Raw genomic sequence first — 15,258 nt, 5'->3', positions numbered from 1 at the left:
CGTAGCAAAAGCCGCAAGGCTACAACTAGAATCCCAATTGGGTCATCCTGTTATCTCATCCCAAAAGGCAACAGACTATTTGCCGTCAGCGGATAAAGATACGGAATTGGAGTAATTGTTTTGAAGAAAATCTGATCATTGAAGACTATGTAGACGATCAATCTAATAAAAGTAAATTTTGTGTCACTTGGTGAAACTTTGTAGTTCAAATACTTCTTTGATCTAACCGCGAAGTTTCGCCAAGTGGCACAAAGTTTTATGATGTTGAGATAGGTGTTTTCGGAAAGCTACTTTCACGGAGAACCGGAATTTTGCAAGCCTTGCGAAAAACTACATTATCATGTCACTATTTTATGTAAATTTGCAATTGAACTGCAAATTTGCATAAAATATGAAAGCGAAATTTATAAAAAGAGAGATCGAGACTGCGGTGAAAGAGGCCGCGAAATATTTTCCGGTGATCACAATAACGGGACCTCGCCAATCTGGAAAAACTACATTAATCAGGCTTCTGTTTGAAAATTTACCCTATTATTCTTTGGAAAATCCGGATATCCGCATTTTTGCAGCCAATGATCCAATGGCTTTTCTGAGTCAGGACACACAGGGAATGGTCCTGGATGAAGTACAAAATGTACCGGAATTACTTTCCTATATTCAGGGAATGGTAGATGAGAATCCGGATAAACGCTTTATCTTATCGGGCAGTTCGCAGTTCTCTATGCTTAAGAGCATTACTCAATCACTTTCCGGCAGAACCGCTATTTTTGAACTGCTTCCTATGTCATATAACGAAGTGAGGGAGCAAGCCGACAAAAAGGCACCGGATGAATTGTTGTTTGATGGTTTTTATCCGGCTATTTACGCTGGGAAAAATATACCGGCGTATCTGTATCCAAATTATGTAAAGACCTATCTTGAAAGAGATGTACGTGATTTATTACAGATAAAAGATATGATGCAGTTTCAAACCTTTCTGCGCTTGTGTGCCGGCAGAGTAGGTAATTTGTTTAATGCTTCTGAATTATCAAACGAAGTGGGCATTTCTGTCAATACGGTAAAATCATGGCTTTCCGTATTGCAGACCTCTTATGTGATCACCATCCTTCCTCCTTACTTTGAAAATACGACGAAACGATTAACCAAAACACCTAAGCTTTATTTCATGGATACCGGATTAGCTTGTTACCTACTGGGCATTGAAAACCCTCAGCAATTATCAAGAGACAGAAAACGGGGCGACTTGTTTGAAAACTTTATTGTTGTCGAAGCGTTGAAACAATGCTATAATAAAGGTAAAGAGAGTAACTTGTTCTTTTATCGCGACAGCAACCAAAATGAGGTTGATTTATTATTAAAACGGGGTAATCACTTTGATGCTATTGAAATCAAATCGGCACAGACATACAATCCTGAATTTGAGAAAGGGCTGAAGGTCATAAATAAAGTCTTTGAAAACAGGATTGAGAATAGGACAATCGTATATGCCGGAGTGTATGAGAATACAGTAAGCGATATAAAATTGATAAATTATAAGAATATGGAGAATTTTTTTTATTGAGAACAAAGATATACAACTTTTTCTTCTTTCTTTCAAACAAAACAAGGAGTTTATCCGTTATCTTTAGACAGGACTACAATGCGTCATTAAATTTTAGGGAAGAAGATGCTACCGGCAAAGAAATGGATGAAATGGATAGTGATGATCTGCCTGATACCCATCGGGCTGGTATTGCTGTTGGCTATTCTGTTGTATATTCCTCCGATTCAGAACTTTGCGGTGAAGAAGGTGGCCGAGGTGGCGGGTGAGGCTTCCGGCATGCAGATCCGGCTGGAACGGATCCGGTTGTCGTTCCCGTTAGACCTGACGGTGAAAGGCATTGAGGTGCAGACGTCTCCGACGGATACCCTGTTGACACTGAGTGAAATAGCCGTGCGGGTGAATCCTTTGCCGCTCTTGCGCAAAATTGTCTCCGTCGAGTCGATTCGCCTCAAAGAGGCATCTATTAATACCGGTTCTTTTGTGGAAGGCATGGAGATCAAAGGGGATATCCATGAATTGTTGGCAACGGCGGATTATATTCACCTGAAAGAGGAATATGCGACACTCAACCGCTTGAATCTCTCCGGTGCCAATATCAGTCTGCGGATCGATTCGCTCGCGCAGGAGCAGGATACGACTTCCGCCCCGATGAACTGGAAGATCCGCCTGGGCGACATTAAATTGCAAGAAATAGGATTATACTTTTCTATGCCCGCCGACTCGATCTGGCTACATACGTTTATCGACAAGGTAGGAGCAAATAACGGCTTGGTCGATCTGGGTATTTCCCGGTATACACTGGCTGAATTTCAAATCGCCAACTCCGATCTCCGGCTGGATAGAAATCCGGAGCAACCCTTGGCAGGCCTCGATCCCAACCATATCGCGATCTCCAAACTGAATACCGATATACGGTCCATCGTGTATCAAGACAAAGAGATAGGAGCCGATATCCGCAATTTCTCCCTGGAGGAGCGGTCGGGACTGGCGATCACCTCCGCATCGGGTGAGCTTCAAAGTGACAGCCTGCGCATCCTTATCCCCGAACTATTTGTTGAGACAGGAGCATCCCAGGCGCGGCTGGCGGCACAAATCCCCTGGAGCCTGACCGACGAGACACCCGCCACGAAAGATTCCCTGCAGGCAAGCCTCTCCCTCGCTTTAGGGAAGTCCGACCTCTTCCGCGTCGCACCGGATTTACCTGCCGATTTACAAACGGCCTGGCCGGAGCAACCCTTTCAATTGATCGCCTGGGCGGAAGGGACACTCGAATCGCTGGAGATCAAACAGGTGATTGCCGAACTGCCCGGTGCCCTGGCTATAAGCGGAGCAGGTAAAGTCGGATATGTGATGGACAGCGTGCGCCGATCGGCGGACATCCAATGGGATGCACTTACGGAAGACTTGAATTTCATTATGGCTTATCTGCCTCAAGAGCAAAGAGAAGCATACTATATCCCCTCCGATATGTACCTGAAGGGGGAAGCCTCCCTACAGAATCAACAGATCCAGGCGGCCATCAATCTGACAGATCAGGAGGCGGAGATCGCACTATCGGCCAACTATCACCTGGCGACGGAAGCTTATCAGGCCGATATGCAGATCCGGCACCTCGAACCGATCCGTTATATGCCGGCCGACTCGATCCTCTGGCTCGATATTACGCTGAAAGCGGAAGGCAAAGGCACCGACTTCTACTCTCCTGCCACCTGGACGGACATCGCGGTTACGGTCGATAGCGTGCAATACCTCAACACCGCGCTTTCCCACCTCACCCTATCGGCCTCATTAAAAGAAAATCAGGCGCATGCGGAGATGAACAGTACGAACCCCAACCTGAAAGCCAACCTGATGGTCGACGGCTCACTGACCCGCGACGAGGTGTCGGGCATGATTATCCTGGATGCCGAGCGGATTGATCTTCGGGGCCTGCAACTGATGGATAGTACGTTCAACACCACCTTCAACCTGTTTGCTGAATTGAAGAGCGACTGGAAAGAGAAAAACCAGATGGACGTTACGATCGGGAACTGGGATATCCAGACCCCCGATATCCGCCTGCGGCGACAGCTACTGACATTGAAAGCCCGCAGCGATGAGGATGCCACCCAGGTATCCCTGCACTCCGGCGACTTGGGCATTAGCCTGACCGGTAACGCGGGACTGAACACGATGATGGAGCAGTTCAATACCGTGGCCAACGCACTGGATCAGCAACTGACGACCGACTCGATGATACATATCGCTGCCCTGCAGCCCGCGCTTCCGGATATGGACCTGACCATCCGGGCCAAACGGGAGAACCCGGTCTACAACCTGTTGCGGCGGAATTATATCAGTTATACAAACCTCGACTTGCATGCCTCCACCTCGCCGGAGGAAGGAATAACAATGGATGCCTCGCTCTATGCCTTTGCGCGCGATACCTTCCTGATCGATACGATCCGGGCGATGGTTCGTCCCGATAGCGCCGGATTGGTGTTCGGTGTCGATGTGATCAAAAACAAATACCGCCAGCAGCTTCCCTTCACCGCCGGGCTCAAAGGGGCGTTACACCACCGGATGGCAGAAGCCGAACTGACTTTCAACAATCAGCATAAGGAGACCGGATTGCGCTTGGGGGTCCGGGCGATCAAAGAGACCGAAGGATATACCTTTAGCCTCTTCCCCGAACGGCCGGTTATCGCTTTCAACACTTTCGATTTGAATGCCGACAACTACGTCCGCTTCCGCAGTATGAACGATATCGAGGCGAATATACGGCTGACCGGTAAGGAAAATGCCTCGTTCTGGGTTCATTCCGCGTCTTCCGACCAGCCTTATCCTGAGGTGATGGTGGAGATCGGACAACTGAACCTGGCGAACCTTTCGAAAGGCTTGAATCTCCTGCCTGATATGCAGGGAATACTGAATGCCAACCTGCGTTACGCACCCGACGAAGAGAGCTTTATGGTGGTCGCCGATGCCAATGTGGATGATCTCTACTACGAGAAAGGGCGGGTAGGGGAGATGATGCTCAACGCGGTCTATCTGCCGTTGGAAAATGCGCAGCATCAGGTCGACGTGCATCTCTATCGCGACCGTTCGGAGATCGGTTCCGCCTATGCGCTCCTGCATACGGGCCGGCAAGCGACTACGATGGACGGGGTATTGAATATCACTGAACTACCATTGCCGATGGTCAATCCGTTTATCCCCGACAATATGGCGAAGATGGAGGGTGCATTGAACGGCGAAGTGGCGATCACCGGCTCGACCGACAAGCCCGTATTGAATGGCTTTATGCAACTCGACAGCAGCGCGCTCTACCTGGGTATGGCGGATACACGCCTGCGCTTCGACAATAAGAAAATCACCGTCGACAAGAGCCTGATCGCTTTCAATAAATACAATATCTATTCGGCGGGCAACAACCCGTTTGTGATCGACGGACATATCGATATCTCCAACCTCTCCCGCATGATGGCCGACCTGAAGATGACCGCCCGGAATATGCTGGTACTGGATGCCAAACGCACGAAAGAGAGCCTGGTGTACGGCCGGTTGTTGATGAATTTCGATACGACAATCAAAGGGCCTTTCACCGGCCTGGTCGTCAGGGGCGACGCCCACCTGTTGGGCGGCACGGATTTGACGTACGTCTTGACCGATTCGCCCTTGAGTGTGCAAGACCGGATGGACGGTCTGGTGACCTTCACCTCGTTCACCGATACGCTCACCCGTGAACGGCGCAGTCAGGGCCCGACAGGCGTTGCCGGAATCGATATGCTGATGGCCTTACATATCGACCCGACCGTGCAGGTGCGCGTCGATCTCACGCCTGACCAGTCTAATTATGTCCGGGTGGAAGGCGGGGGCGACCTGGCTTTCCAGATGAATAAGCAGGGCGATATGGTGTTGAACGGGCGGTATACCTTCTCGGAAGGCATTGTGAAATATTCGTTGCCGGTCGTGCCGCTCAAGGAGTTTAATATCCGCCAGGGAAGCTCCGTGCAATGGGACGGAGAGATCATGAATCCCTTGATCGATGTGGTGGCCACCGAACGGATGCGGGCGACGGTGACGCGCGACGGTAACCAGCGGAAGTCGAACTTCGATGTCGGCATCAGTGTGCAGAACCGGTTGGATAATATGGGGATGGCCTTTATCCTCGAAGCGGTCGACGACCAACGCTCCATGTCCGAACTGGCGGCTCTGGGTGATGACGAGCGGACCCGCTGGGCGGTATTTATGATGATCACCGGTTCCTACATGGGAACGGAAGGCGGCGCAGGCGTCAATGTCGATGCCGTGATCAGCAACTTCCTGATGGGCGAGGTAAACAATATCGCCGGCGATGTACTTAAAGGAGTCGATATCAACCTGGGATTCGATACGTACGAGAGTGAAGGACAGACCCAGCGCGACCTGACTTTCAGCTTCTCCAAACGTTTCTATAACGACCGCATCCGGGTGACGGTAGGCGGCAAGGTGGCGATGGAGAACAACCAGCAGCAAACCGAGTCGTTCCTCGATAACTTCGCCGCGGAATATCTTTTGGATCCCGCCGGTTCCAAGACAGTCAAATTCTTCTACGACCGCAATTACGATATGCTGGAAGGCGAAGTGGTGCAAACCGGTGTCGGCCTGGTCCTGCGCAAAAAGGTTTTACGCCTGCGGGAATTGTTTGATTTCCGGAAAAAGAAAGTCCAACCGATGGAAGAGGAAGCAGTGGAAGAAAAATCAGCGGTAGAAGATGTCAAAGCAGTTGAACCCCATAAAAAGAGTGATGATGAAACAGCAGAATAAGAAAATATCATATATACCAAGCATACTATCTGGGCTCCCCGCCTGGTCCTCCCACCACCCCGCCCTGCGGGCACCCCTCCTCGGGCAGGAGGGGAATTTAGGGGACCGCTGCTTGCAGCGGTGGGGCGGTCGTTCCTATTGGATCCTAACATACAATTATTTACTGGGAAAAGACAACCTCTCCACCCCCGCAAGCGGCGGTCCCCCTCTCCTGTCCAGGAGAGGAGCCAAGATAGGACAACAATCGCAACTTAGATGCTCTATTTGCAATTTTGGGATAAGGAGCATAGCGTTGTATCTTTTCGTCTGCCTCTTCCTCCTTTTCACCTCCTGCTCCACCACCCGGCACCTGCCCGAAGGCGAGATCTTATATACCGGTATTGAAAAGATCGTTGTCGCCGATCCCAACAAGAGCCCGGAAAGCAATGCCGCCATGCAGGAAGTCGAAGCCGCCTTGGACTATGCGCCCAACAACGCCCTGTTCGGCAGCTCCACCACCCGCTTTCCCCTGCCCGTCGGCCTTTGGATCTACAGCGGTTTCCAGAAATACAAAAGCGGCATCGGCAAATGGATATTCGAGAAGTTCGCCGCCCAGCCGGTCCTTCTGACGACTGTCAATCCGGATGTGCGCGTGGCTGTCGCACACAATGTATTGCGCGAGAACGGTTATTTCAACGGACAAAGCAGTTACGAGATCATCCCCGACAAGAAAGATTCCCTGAAGGCCAAGATCAGATACACCATCGAGATGAACCCGGTCTATCGCTACGACAGTATCCGGTATATGCCCATGCGCCATTTCGCCGATACGATTATCCAGGCTAATCTGGATAAGACATTGCTCCGCAAAGGCGATCCGTTCAATGTGGTGCAGATGGAGAACGAACGGCTACGCATCTCTTCCGACCTGCGCAATAACGGTTTCTATTATTACCGGCCCGAGTACCTGAGCTATCGGGCAGACACCCTGATCAGTCCCGGAAAGGTATGGTTGCAGGTCGCCCGCAAGCAAGGTACGCCGCCCAATGCATTGATCCCCTACCGCATCGGGAATATACAGGTATATATCGATGGGTATAACGGCGAAAAGCCTACCGACTCCCTGGTTTATAAAGATATGACAATCTTCTACGAAGGCAAATTGCGGGTCCGCCCGGCGGTCTTATACGAGCGCTTGCGGTTCAAAGCCGACGACCTCTATACCTTGGATGAACAGCAACGCACGCAGACCGGATTGTCGCGCCTCAATGTGTTTCGCTATGCCGAATTTCAATACGCGCCCCGCCCGACTGCGCAGGACAGCCTGCGCCGGAACCGTGATCCAAGAGAACAGGGCCGGGAGCGACTGGGCGCGAACCGCCTCGACAGCCTGCAGCGGAGAAGCAGCCTTTTCCAGCAGAACAATATCCTGGATGTCCAGATCCATACGGTGTACGACCTCCCCTACGACGGTGAGTTCGAGATCAACGCCAGCACAAAAGACAACAATTATGCCGGGCCGGGCGCGATCTTCTCGCTGACGCGGCGCAATGCGTTCAAAGGTGGGGAGACTTTTGGTGTGCAATTGAAAGGAGCGTACGAATGGCAAACCGGTAACCGGGCGAGCGCCAGCGGCTCCAAGGTCAACAGCTATGAACTGGGCCTGAGCTCGACCCTGAATATCCCTTTCCTCCTTTTCCCGGGATATATCTACCGCGACCTGGAGCAGCCTTCGAGTACGACCTTCAAACTGAGCGCCGACCTGTTGAACCGCCCGAAGTATTTCAAGATGCTTTCCTTCAGCGGAAGTATGACCTACGACTTCCGACCGACGCCAATGACCCGTCACCAGATCAGTCCGTTCCGGCTGACATACAATAAACTGAACCCGACAGCCTTCTTTACCGATAGCATCGCCAGTGCGAATCAGGGGCTTTACGAGAGTCTGAAAAGCCAGTTTATCCCCGCGATGAGTTATACCTTTACCTACGATAACGCATCCGTTTCGGATCGGCATAACCTTTCCTGGTCGACTACCCTGACAGAGGCCGGCAACCTGATCGGTGGACTTTCGTCCATCGGCGGCAAAAACTTTGACCAGAAGAACAAACAATTATTCGGTGTGCCCTTTGCACAGTTTATCAAAGGGACGACGGAAGTGCGCTACAACCATCGCATCGACCGCAAGAACCGCCTGGTTGCCAGGGCGATGGCCGGTGTGATCTACAGCTATGGCAACGCCACCGTCTCCCCCTATAGCGAGCAGTTCTATATCGGAGGCGCCAATAGCGTGCGCGCTTTCACCATCCGTTCGATCGGTCCCGGCCGCTTCGATCCGGAGAGAGACCCCGCCGACTGGAAAGAATACCTCAACCCCTACGCCTATATCGACCGGATCGGCGATATCAAGTTCGAAGCCAACCTCGAGTACCGCTTCAATATGGTAGGCGACCTCAACGGCGCCCTCTTTATGGACTGGGGAGGCATCTGGGCCATGCGTGCCGACGACCGCCCCAACACCCGCCTCAAAGCCGGCGAATTCTTTAACGACCTCGCCTTAGGCACCGGTTTCGGTATCCGCTACGACCTGAGTTTCCTATTGCTCCGCCTCGACTTCGGCTTCGGCCTGCACGTCCCGTATGCCACCGACCGGAAAGGCTATTTCAACGTCAACCCCTTCCAAAGCAAATACAACGCCTTCAACTGGCATTTGGCGGTGGGGTATCCGTTTTAGATTATCAGATCCTCTCCGCCATATAGTCAATAATATCCAGGCAGAGGTTGGTGGTGGCTTCGTGCAGATCCAGTTCGGGGTTGAGCTCGACCAGGTCCATGGACTTGATCAGGTTGGTGGCCAGGATACGGTCGACGAAGTCTTTGAATTCATCGGGGGTAAGGCCTTCGGGTACGCGTGTGCCTGTGCCGGGCGCATACGTGGGGTCGATGCTGTCGACATCGATACTGAAATGCACGTTGCGGATCTTGCGGGCTTTGAGCTTGCGGCGGATATCATCGGCGACAAAGGCCATACCTTCGCGGCGGATCACTTCCATCGGATAGATACTGAGGCGTTCGCGGTTGATCAGTTCCAGTTCGCCTTCATCGAGGCTACGCGTACCCACCAGAAAGACATTCTCCGGATGCACCTTATTGCCGGGGGCATAGACATTGACCAGTTCTTCACTACCCATCCCCATCAAAGCGCTGAGCGGCATGCCATGAATATTACCGCTTGGAGAGGTCTCGTTCGTATTGATATCGCCATGGGCGTCGAGCCAGATAATGCCGAAGTCATCGTAACATTTACCTACACCGGACGCGCTTCCCAACCCCAACGAATGATCGCCTCCGACCACCAAAGGGAAAGCCCCCCCACGCAGGGTATCATAGACCAGTTCGGCCAGGTTATTGTTTACCTCCACGATCGCATCCAGGTATTTCATGCTCTTGCTGCGGGCGAATTTATCTTCTTTGCTGACTGTCGGCACATAGAGATTGCCCAGGTCAAACGCCCGATGCCCGTGCCGACGGATAATGTCCATCAATCCTCTTTCGCGTAAATGGTTGGGAGCCTTCTCTACCCCTTCCCGGTCGCACCCCAGGTTCAAGGGGACGCCTATCACGTTTACTTTCATGACTCAAAAGTGTTTCGAATGATCTCAATCGCTTCCAGCATCTGCTCGCGGGTGATGACCAACGGTGGGGTAAAACGGATAATATGATCGTGCGTGGGTTTGGCCAGCAAGCCGTTTTCTTTCAAAGCCAGACAGATATCCCAGGCGGTCTTCCCTCCTTTGGGTTCGGTCACAACGGCGTTCAATAATCCTTTCCCGCGTACCTGTTTGATCATCGGGTGATGCAGTTTTTCCATGGCATCGCGAAACAAGACTCCCATCTCATAGCTGTTCTCCGCCAACTTTTCGTCTTTGACAACCTCGAGAGCGGCAATGGCGACCTTGGCTGCCAACGGATTACCCCCGTACGTCGAGCCATGCTCGCCCGGCTGGATCGTCAACATCACCTCGTCGTCGGCCAGTACGGCGGAAACCGGCAGTACGCCTCCCGACAACGCTTTGCCCAGGATCAGAAGATCCGGACGGACAGCTTCATAATCACAGGCGAACATACGTCCGGTACGACCGATACCCGTTTGAATCTCATCGGCCATAAACAATACCTGATGTTGTTTGCAAAGGTCATAACAACGGCGCAGGTAACCCTCGTCGGGAACAACCACTCCGGCCTCTCCCTGGATCGGTTCCAATAAGAAACCCACCACCTCGGGATCTTTCAAGGCCTCTTCCAAAGCTTCGACATTATTATATGGGATTTTGATGAAGCCCGGCGTATACGGGCCAAAGTCGGCATAAGACGACGGATCGGTACTCATCGAAATGATCGTGACCGTACGGCCGTGGAAGTTCTCACTGCAAACCACGATCTTCGCTTTCTCCGGTGGAATATTCTTCCGGCGATAGCCCCAGCGACGCGCCAACTTCAGGGCTGTTTCCACCGCCTCAGCTCCGGTATTCATCGGCAGCAATTTGTCATAACCGAAAAAGCGGCAGGCAAACTCCATAAACTCACCCAGCGCATCGGAATAAAAGGCCCGCGACACCAGCGTCAATTGATCAGCCTGTCGATGTAAAGCCTCAATAATCTTAGGATGACAATGCCCCTGGCTCAGGGCTGAATAGCCGGAGAGAAAATCGAAATACCGTTTCCCCTCCACATCCCATACAAATACTCCTTCTCCTTTTTCCAATACCACCGGTAGCGGATGGTAATTGTGTGCTCCGAATTTCTCTTCCCGAGCAATGTACTCTTTTGGCATCATAGCGTTATAGATTTAGTAAATTAGCAAAATGTAAGCGTCAGCCGCCATCTACACGGCAAATCTACGAAATCAAGTTGACAAGTTGATATAGAAAAGAATATGTTAAGAAGCAGGTATTACGCCGAGATACGGTCTAAGCCAAAAAAACGATACCCAAATTAAACATCGCACTTTGGTCAACCAAAGCGCAATGTTTTTTCAACCAAAGCGTAATGTTTTGAAAAAGGGGGATTGTGGCGGTGAATACTCCCTCTTAAAGGTAATCAAAGTTTGGGACTTTTTTCATACATTCGCAAATCAGTTATTTATAAATCTAATATGCCATCTGTTATGAAACGTCTGTTATTCCTTTTGGGGTTTTTATGTGTTTCCTCCGTGGGGCTTGCCTGGAGTCAAGAGCGTGATTTCCTGGAGAATCTGTATGACTATATTGAGAATCCTGCTGTTTTCGAATGGAATCAGGAAGAGGGCCGGGCGTATTTTATTCCCGAGAAAAAGCTCTCGCTCAATGGGGACTGGAAATTTTGCTGGAGTGATGTGCCGGAAGGGATACCTGCGGATTTCTACCGGGAGAACTTTAACGACCGCAAATGGGATATGATTACCGTGCCTTCCAATTGGGAGATGCAGGGCTATGGCGATAAGCTTTTCCGCAACGTGAGCGCTCCTTTCAAGGCCAATCCGCCACACGTGCCGCGGGAATATAATCCCAGCGGGGCCTACCGGAAAAGCTTTACGCTCCCGGCCTCGTGGAAGGGTGAGCAGGTCTTCCTGCGTATGGAGAAGGTGGCTTCCGCCTCGTTTGTGTGGATCAACGGGAAAGAAGTAGGGTATAATGAAGGGGCGCAGGAACCGGCCGAGTACAATATCACGTCTTACCTGCGCCCCGGGAAGAACACGATTGCCGTTTTCGTGACGAAGTATTCCGATGGCTATTATCTGGAAGGGCAGGATTATTGGCGACTGGCCGGTATCTTCGACGATGTGTGGTTGTATGCGACTCCCACCGTACGCCTTTTCGACTGGCAGGTGATCACCGATCTGGACGCGACCTATACGGATGCCGAGCTCTCCCTGGCGATAGCGATTAAAAAATATACGGAAGAGACGAAAGCCGGTTCCTCTTTTACCGTCAAAGCCGAGTTGTGGGATAAGGAAAACAAACCGATAGCGCAATTGATCAGCGAACCTTTCGGGCTGGATCAGCCGGGGACTAAAAAGATCAATCTACAGCAGCAGATCGCCAATCCCCTGAAGTGGACCTCCGAGACACCGGATCTTTACCGCTTGAAAATGTATTTACTGACATCCGAAGGGGCGATACAGGACCAGGCTGAGGCACGTATCGGCTTCAAAGAAACGGAGATCCGGGGCGAAGTATTCTACCTGAATGGTGTGCCGTTGAAGGTGCATGCGCAAAACTCCCACATGCAGCATCCCGAACTGGGACATGTGATGAACGAGGCGACGATCCGCAAGGATTTTGAGATACTCAAACAATTCAATTTCAATGCGGTCAGAACTTCTCATTATCCGCCGGTGAATAAATACCTGGAACTGGCCGATGAATATGGTTTGTATGTCATCGACGAGGCCGGTGTGGAGGCGCATGCTTCCGAGTATGTCTCTCAATGGCCGGAGTTTACGGAGATGTATCGCGAGCGTGTCCGCCGCATGGTGTTGCGCGACCGGAATTATGCTTCCGTCCTTTTCTGGAGTGCCGGAAACGAAAGTGGTGAAGGGTTTAATATTACCGAAGTGATACGGGAGGGGAAAAAGTACGATCCGACCCGTTCGTGGATGTATGGCGGCAACGCCTTCGCGCATCCGGCCGAAGAGATTATCGGTCCGCGCTATCCCACACCGATGGAGTTGGAGATGCAGGTCGGTGTCTCGCCCGATCCGAATGAACTGCGGCCTTCCTTTATGGACGAATACCTGTCGGTGGCCGGAAACGGCGGTGGCGGAATGGACGACTACTGGCGAGTGATCTATGCGCATCCCCGCACGATGGGTGGTGCGATCTGGGATTTTGTCAGTACCGGAGTCACCGAACCGATCCGAAGCCTGACCGACAACTCTCCTTCTCACACGCCGGTCCACCTGATGGGCAATGCCCGACTGGTGAAAGAAGGTAAAGAGAAGGTGCTCGACCTGAACGGACACGACCAATGGGTGGAAGTGTACCGGCAAGCGAATACGGAGATCACCACCGAGCAGCTGACCCTGACCTGCCACGTTTATCCCCGCAAGCTGGTGAGCAGTTGCGGTTCTTTTATCACCAAAGGCAGTTACCAGTTCGGCTTGCAACAGCACGGGAAAGACTCTCTCGACTTCTATCTCTATACGGATAAGAAACATCTTTTGCGCATCGCCTTGCCTGCGGACTGGGAGAACAACTGGCATCAGCTTACCGGTATGTACGACGGAAAAGAGATGGCGGTGTATATCGATGGAGAGAAGAAAGGAAGCCTGGCGGCAAAGGGCAAGATCAAGAACTTCCCCTTCCCGGTCAATATCGGAAGGAACGCGGAGATCCACGGGCAGGAGACAAAGGTCTATATCTGCGATGCCAAGCTCGATAGGATAGGGATCTTCACGGAAGCCAGGCATCCCGAAGCGTTTCGTCCGGAGGAGGCGGTCTTATGGCTGGACTTCGAAGAGGAGCGGACGGAAGGATCTTTCTATAGTTACGGTATCGGTGCCCGCACGTATGGCAGCATCTGGCCCGACCGAAATGTGCAGCCCGAGATGTGGCAAATGAAGAAATCGCCTCAACCGCTTGCGGTCTCCCTGATCGACGCGGAAAAAGGCTGGGTGGAAGTATGGAACCGGAACCATTTCCTCGACGCGTCGCATTATGCGACCCGCTGGTTCCTCGAAGCCGACGGCGAGATCCTCCAACAGGGAGAAGTGCAGCTATCCGTACCGCCCCTTACAAAGAAACGAATAAAGATACCTTATACGAAACCTGTTTTGGCACCGGGGAAAGAATACCGGCTCACGGTAAGTTCCGTATTGAAACAAGATGAATGTTGGGCCCCCGCCGGTCATGAGGTGGCATGGGATCAACTGGAATTGCCCTGGTATAAAGAAGAAATGCCCGGAGAGAAATCGACAGGTCAATTATCGTTTCAACAATCGGAGAAGGAGATCGTGGTTTCCGGAGAAGATTTCCGATATCTCTTTTGCAAAGAAAAAGCAAGCTTGTCTTCTCTCGTTTACCGGGGAAAAGAAATGCTTTGCGATCCGTTGAAGTTGAATGTCTGGCGCGCTCCTTTAGCCAATGAGCTGGACGACTGGAACGCCGGCAACGCCCGCAGCCTCAACTGGAAAGAAGGATACGGAAGACATGTAGCAACCGAATTCTATTCGATGGGGCTCGATACCCTGATCCATTGTCCGCTATCCGTTGAAGCCTATGAACTGGATGGGAAAGCCTATATCCAAATTCGGGAGATCAGCCTGTTCGGCAGCAGTACCCGCGAGATGAAAGATCTTTATATCTGGGGAATGCAAAGCAATGGTTTTGAAAGCCTGTACACGTACACCATCACTGCCGACGGCGAGATAAACATCCACCACACCATCCTGCCGCAGGGGAGAATGCCACTCTGGCTGCCGCGTATCGGCATGACGATGACGCTGGATAAAAGCCTGGACCAGGTGCAGTGGTACGGCCGCGGTCCGCAGGAAAACTATCCCGACCGGAAGACCGGATACAAGGTAGGCGTTTACAACTCCTCCGTTCAGGAAATGTATGAACCCTACCTGATCCCGCAAGACTATGGCCTGCGTACCGACAACCGGTGGGTGAAGATGAAAGACAAGGAAGGTCGCGGGTTGCTTTTCAAGGTGAACGAGCTGTTCAACTTCAACGCTTATCCCTATTCCACGGAGAACCTCACCAAAGCAATGTTTACGTATCAGTTGCAGGAGCAGGACGGTATCACGTTCAATCTCGATTATGCCACTTCCGGCGTAGGTTGCACAGCGCGTTCGATCTTCAACGCCTACCGTGTTATGCCACAGGCGTATGAAAGGGAGATTACGATCCTGCCGGTTTCGGAGTAAAACACCGGATGGCACAAGCCTCAGGGAGATTCTCCCA

Annotated in this window: 6 protein-coding genes; 4 read left to right on the top strand and 2 right to left on the bottom strand. The window is 51.6% G+C overall.

All coding sequences use genetic code 11. The features are described from left to right. The first annotated feature begins 391 nt into the window (after nucleotides 1–391). The 3 genes from M2133_RS12230 to M2133_RS12220 all read left to right on the top strand — a co-directional run bounded on the left by M2133_RS12230 (nucleotide 392) and on the right by M2133_RS12220 (nucleotide 9,044). On the top strand, nucleotides 392–1,561 hold the full coding sequence (locus M2133_RS12230) for an ATP-binding protein (RefSeq protein WP_277466429.1): 1,170 nt from the start codon (nucleotides 392–394) through the stop codon (nucleotides 1,559–1,561). Nucleotides 1,562–1,687: 126 nt separating this feature from the next. Continuing rightward, on the top strand, nucleotides 1,688–6,331 hold the full coding sequence (locus M2133_RS12225; RefSeq protein ID WP_277466428.1) for a translocation/assembly module TamB domain-containing protein: 4,644 nt from the start codon (nucleotides 1,688–1,690) through the stop codon (nucleotides 6,329–6,331). Nucleotides 6,332–6,623: 292 nt separating this feature from the next. Then, nucleotides 6,624–9,044, top strand: coding sequence for a BamA/TamA family outer membrane protein (locus M2133_RS12220; protein WP_277466427.1), 2,421 nt, complete (start codon nucleotides 6,624–6,626; stop codon nucleotides 9,042–9,044). 4 nt (nucleotides 9,045–9,048) lie between these two features. Here the strand turns inward: M2133_RS12220 and rocF are convergent, their stop codons facing one another. Together rocF and rocD are read right to left on the bottom strand one after the other, a co-directional pair. Beyond that, nucleotides 9,049–9,945, bottom strand: a complete 897-nt coding sequence (rocF, locus tag M2133_RS12215; RefSeq protein ID WP_277466426.1) for an arginase — start codon at nucleotides 9,943–9,945, stop codon at nucleotides 9,049–9,051. Further along, a complete protein-coding gene (rocD, locus tag M2133_RS12210) occupies nucleotides 9,942–11,147 on the bottom strand; it encodes an ornithine--oxo-acid transaminase (protein ID WP_277466425.1) in 1,206 nt (401 codons plus the stop codon). Before rocD ends, rocF begins: the two co-directional genes overlap by 4 nt. 330 nt (nucleotides 11,148–11,477) lie before the next feature. Here rocD and M2133_RS12205 point away from each other — a divergent pair, with 330 nt between their 5' ends. Then, on the top strand, nucleotides 11,478–15,221 hold the full coding sequence (locus M2133_RS12205; protein ID WP_277466424.1) for a glycoside hydrolase family 2 TIM barrel-domain containing protein: 3,744 nt from the start codon (nucleotides 11,478–11,480) through the stop codon (nucleotides 15,219–15,221). The last annotated feature ends 37 nt before the right edge of the window (nucleotides 15,222–15,258 follow it).

The organism is Parabacteroides sp. PF5-6 (genome assembly GCF_029504695.1).
In the GTDB taxonomy this organism is placed as follows: domain Bacteria; phylum Bacteroidota; class Bacteroidia; order Bacteroidales; family Tannerellaceae; genus QVMG01.
The sequence above is the reverse complement of the archived record's forward strand: the minus strand, read 5'-3'. Positions and strand labels throughout refer to the sequence as shown.

Coding starts and splice junctions, on each gene's coding strand:
- M2133_RS12230 (WP_277466429.1), top strand. CDS start 392: ATGAAAGCGAAATTTATAAAAAGAGAGATCGAGACTGCGGTGAAAGAG.
- M2133_RS12225 (WP_277466428.1), top strand. CDS start 1,688: ATGAAATGGATAGTGATGATCTGCCTGATACCCATCGGGCTGGTATTG.
- rocF (WP_277466426.1), bottom strand. CDS start 9,945: ATGAAAGTAAACGTGATAGGCGTCCCCTTGAACCTGGGGTGCGACCGG.
- rocD (WP_277466425.1), bottom strand. CDS start 11,147: ATGATGCCAAAAGAGTACATTGCTCGGGAAGAGAAATTCGGAGCACAC.
- M2133_RS12205 (WP_277466424.1), top strand. CDS start 11,478: ATGAAACGTCTGTTATTCCTTTTGGGGTTTTTATGTGTTTCCTCCGTG.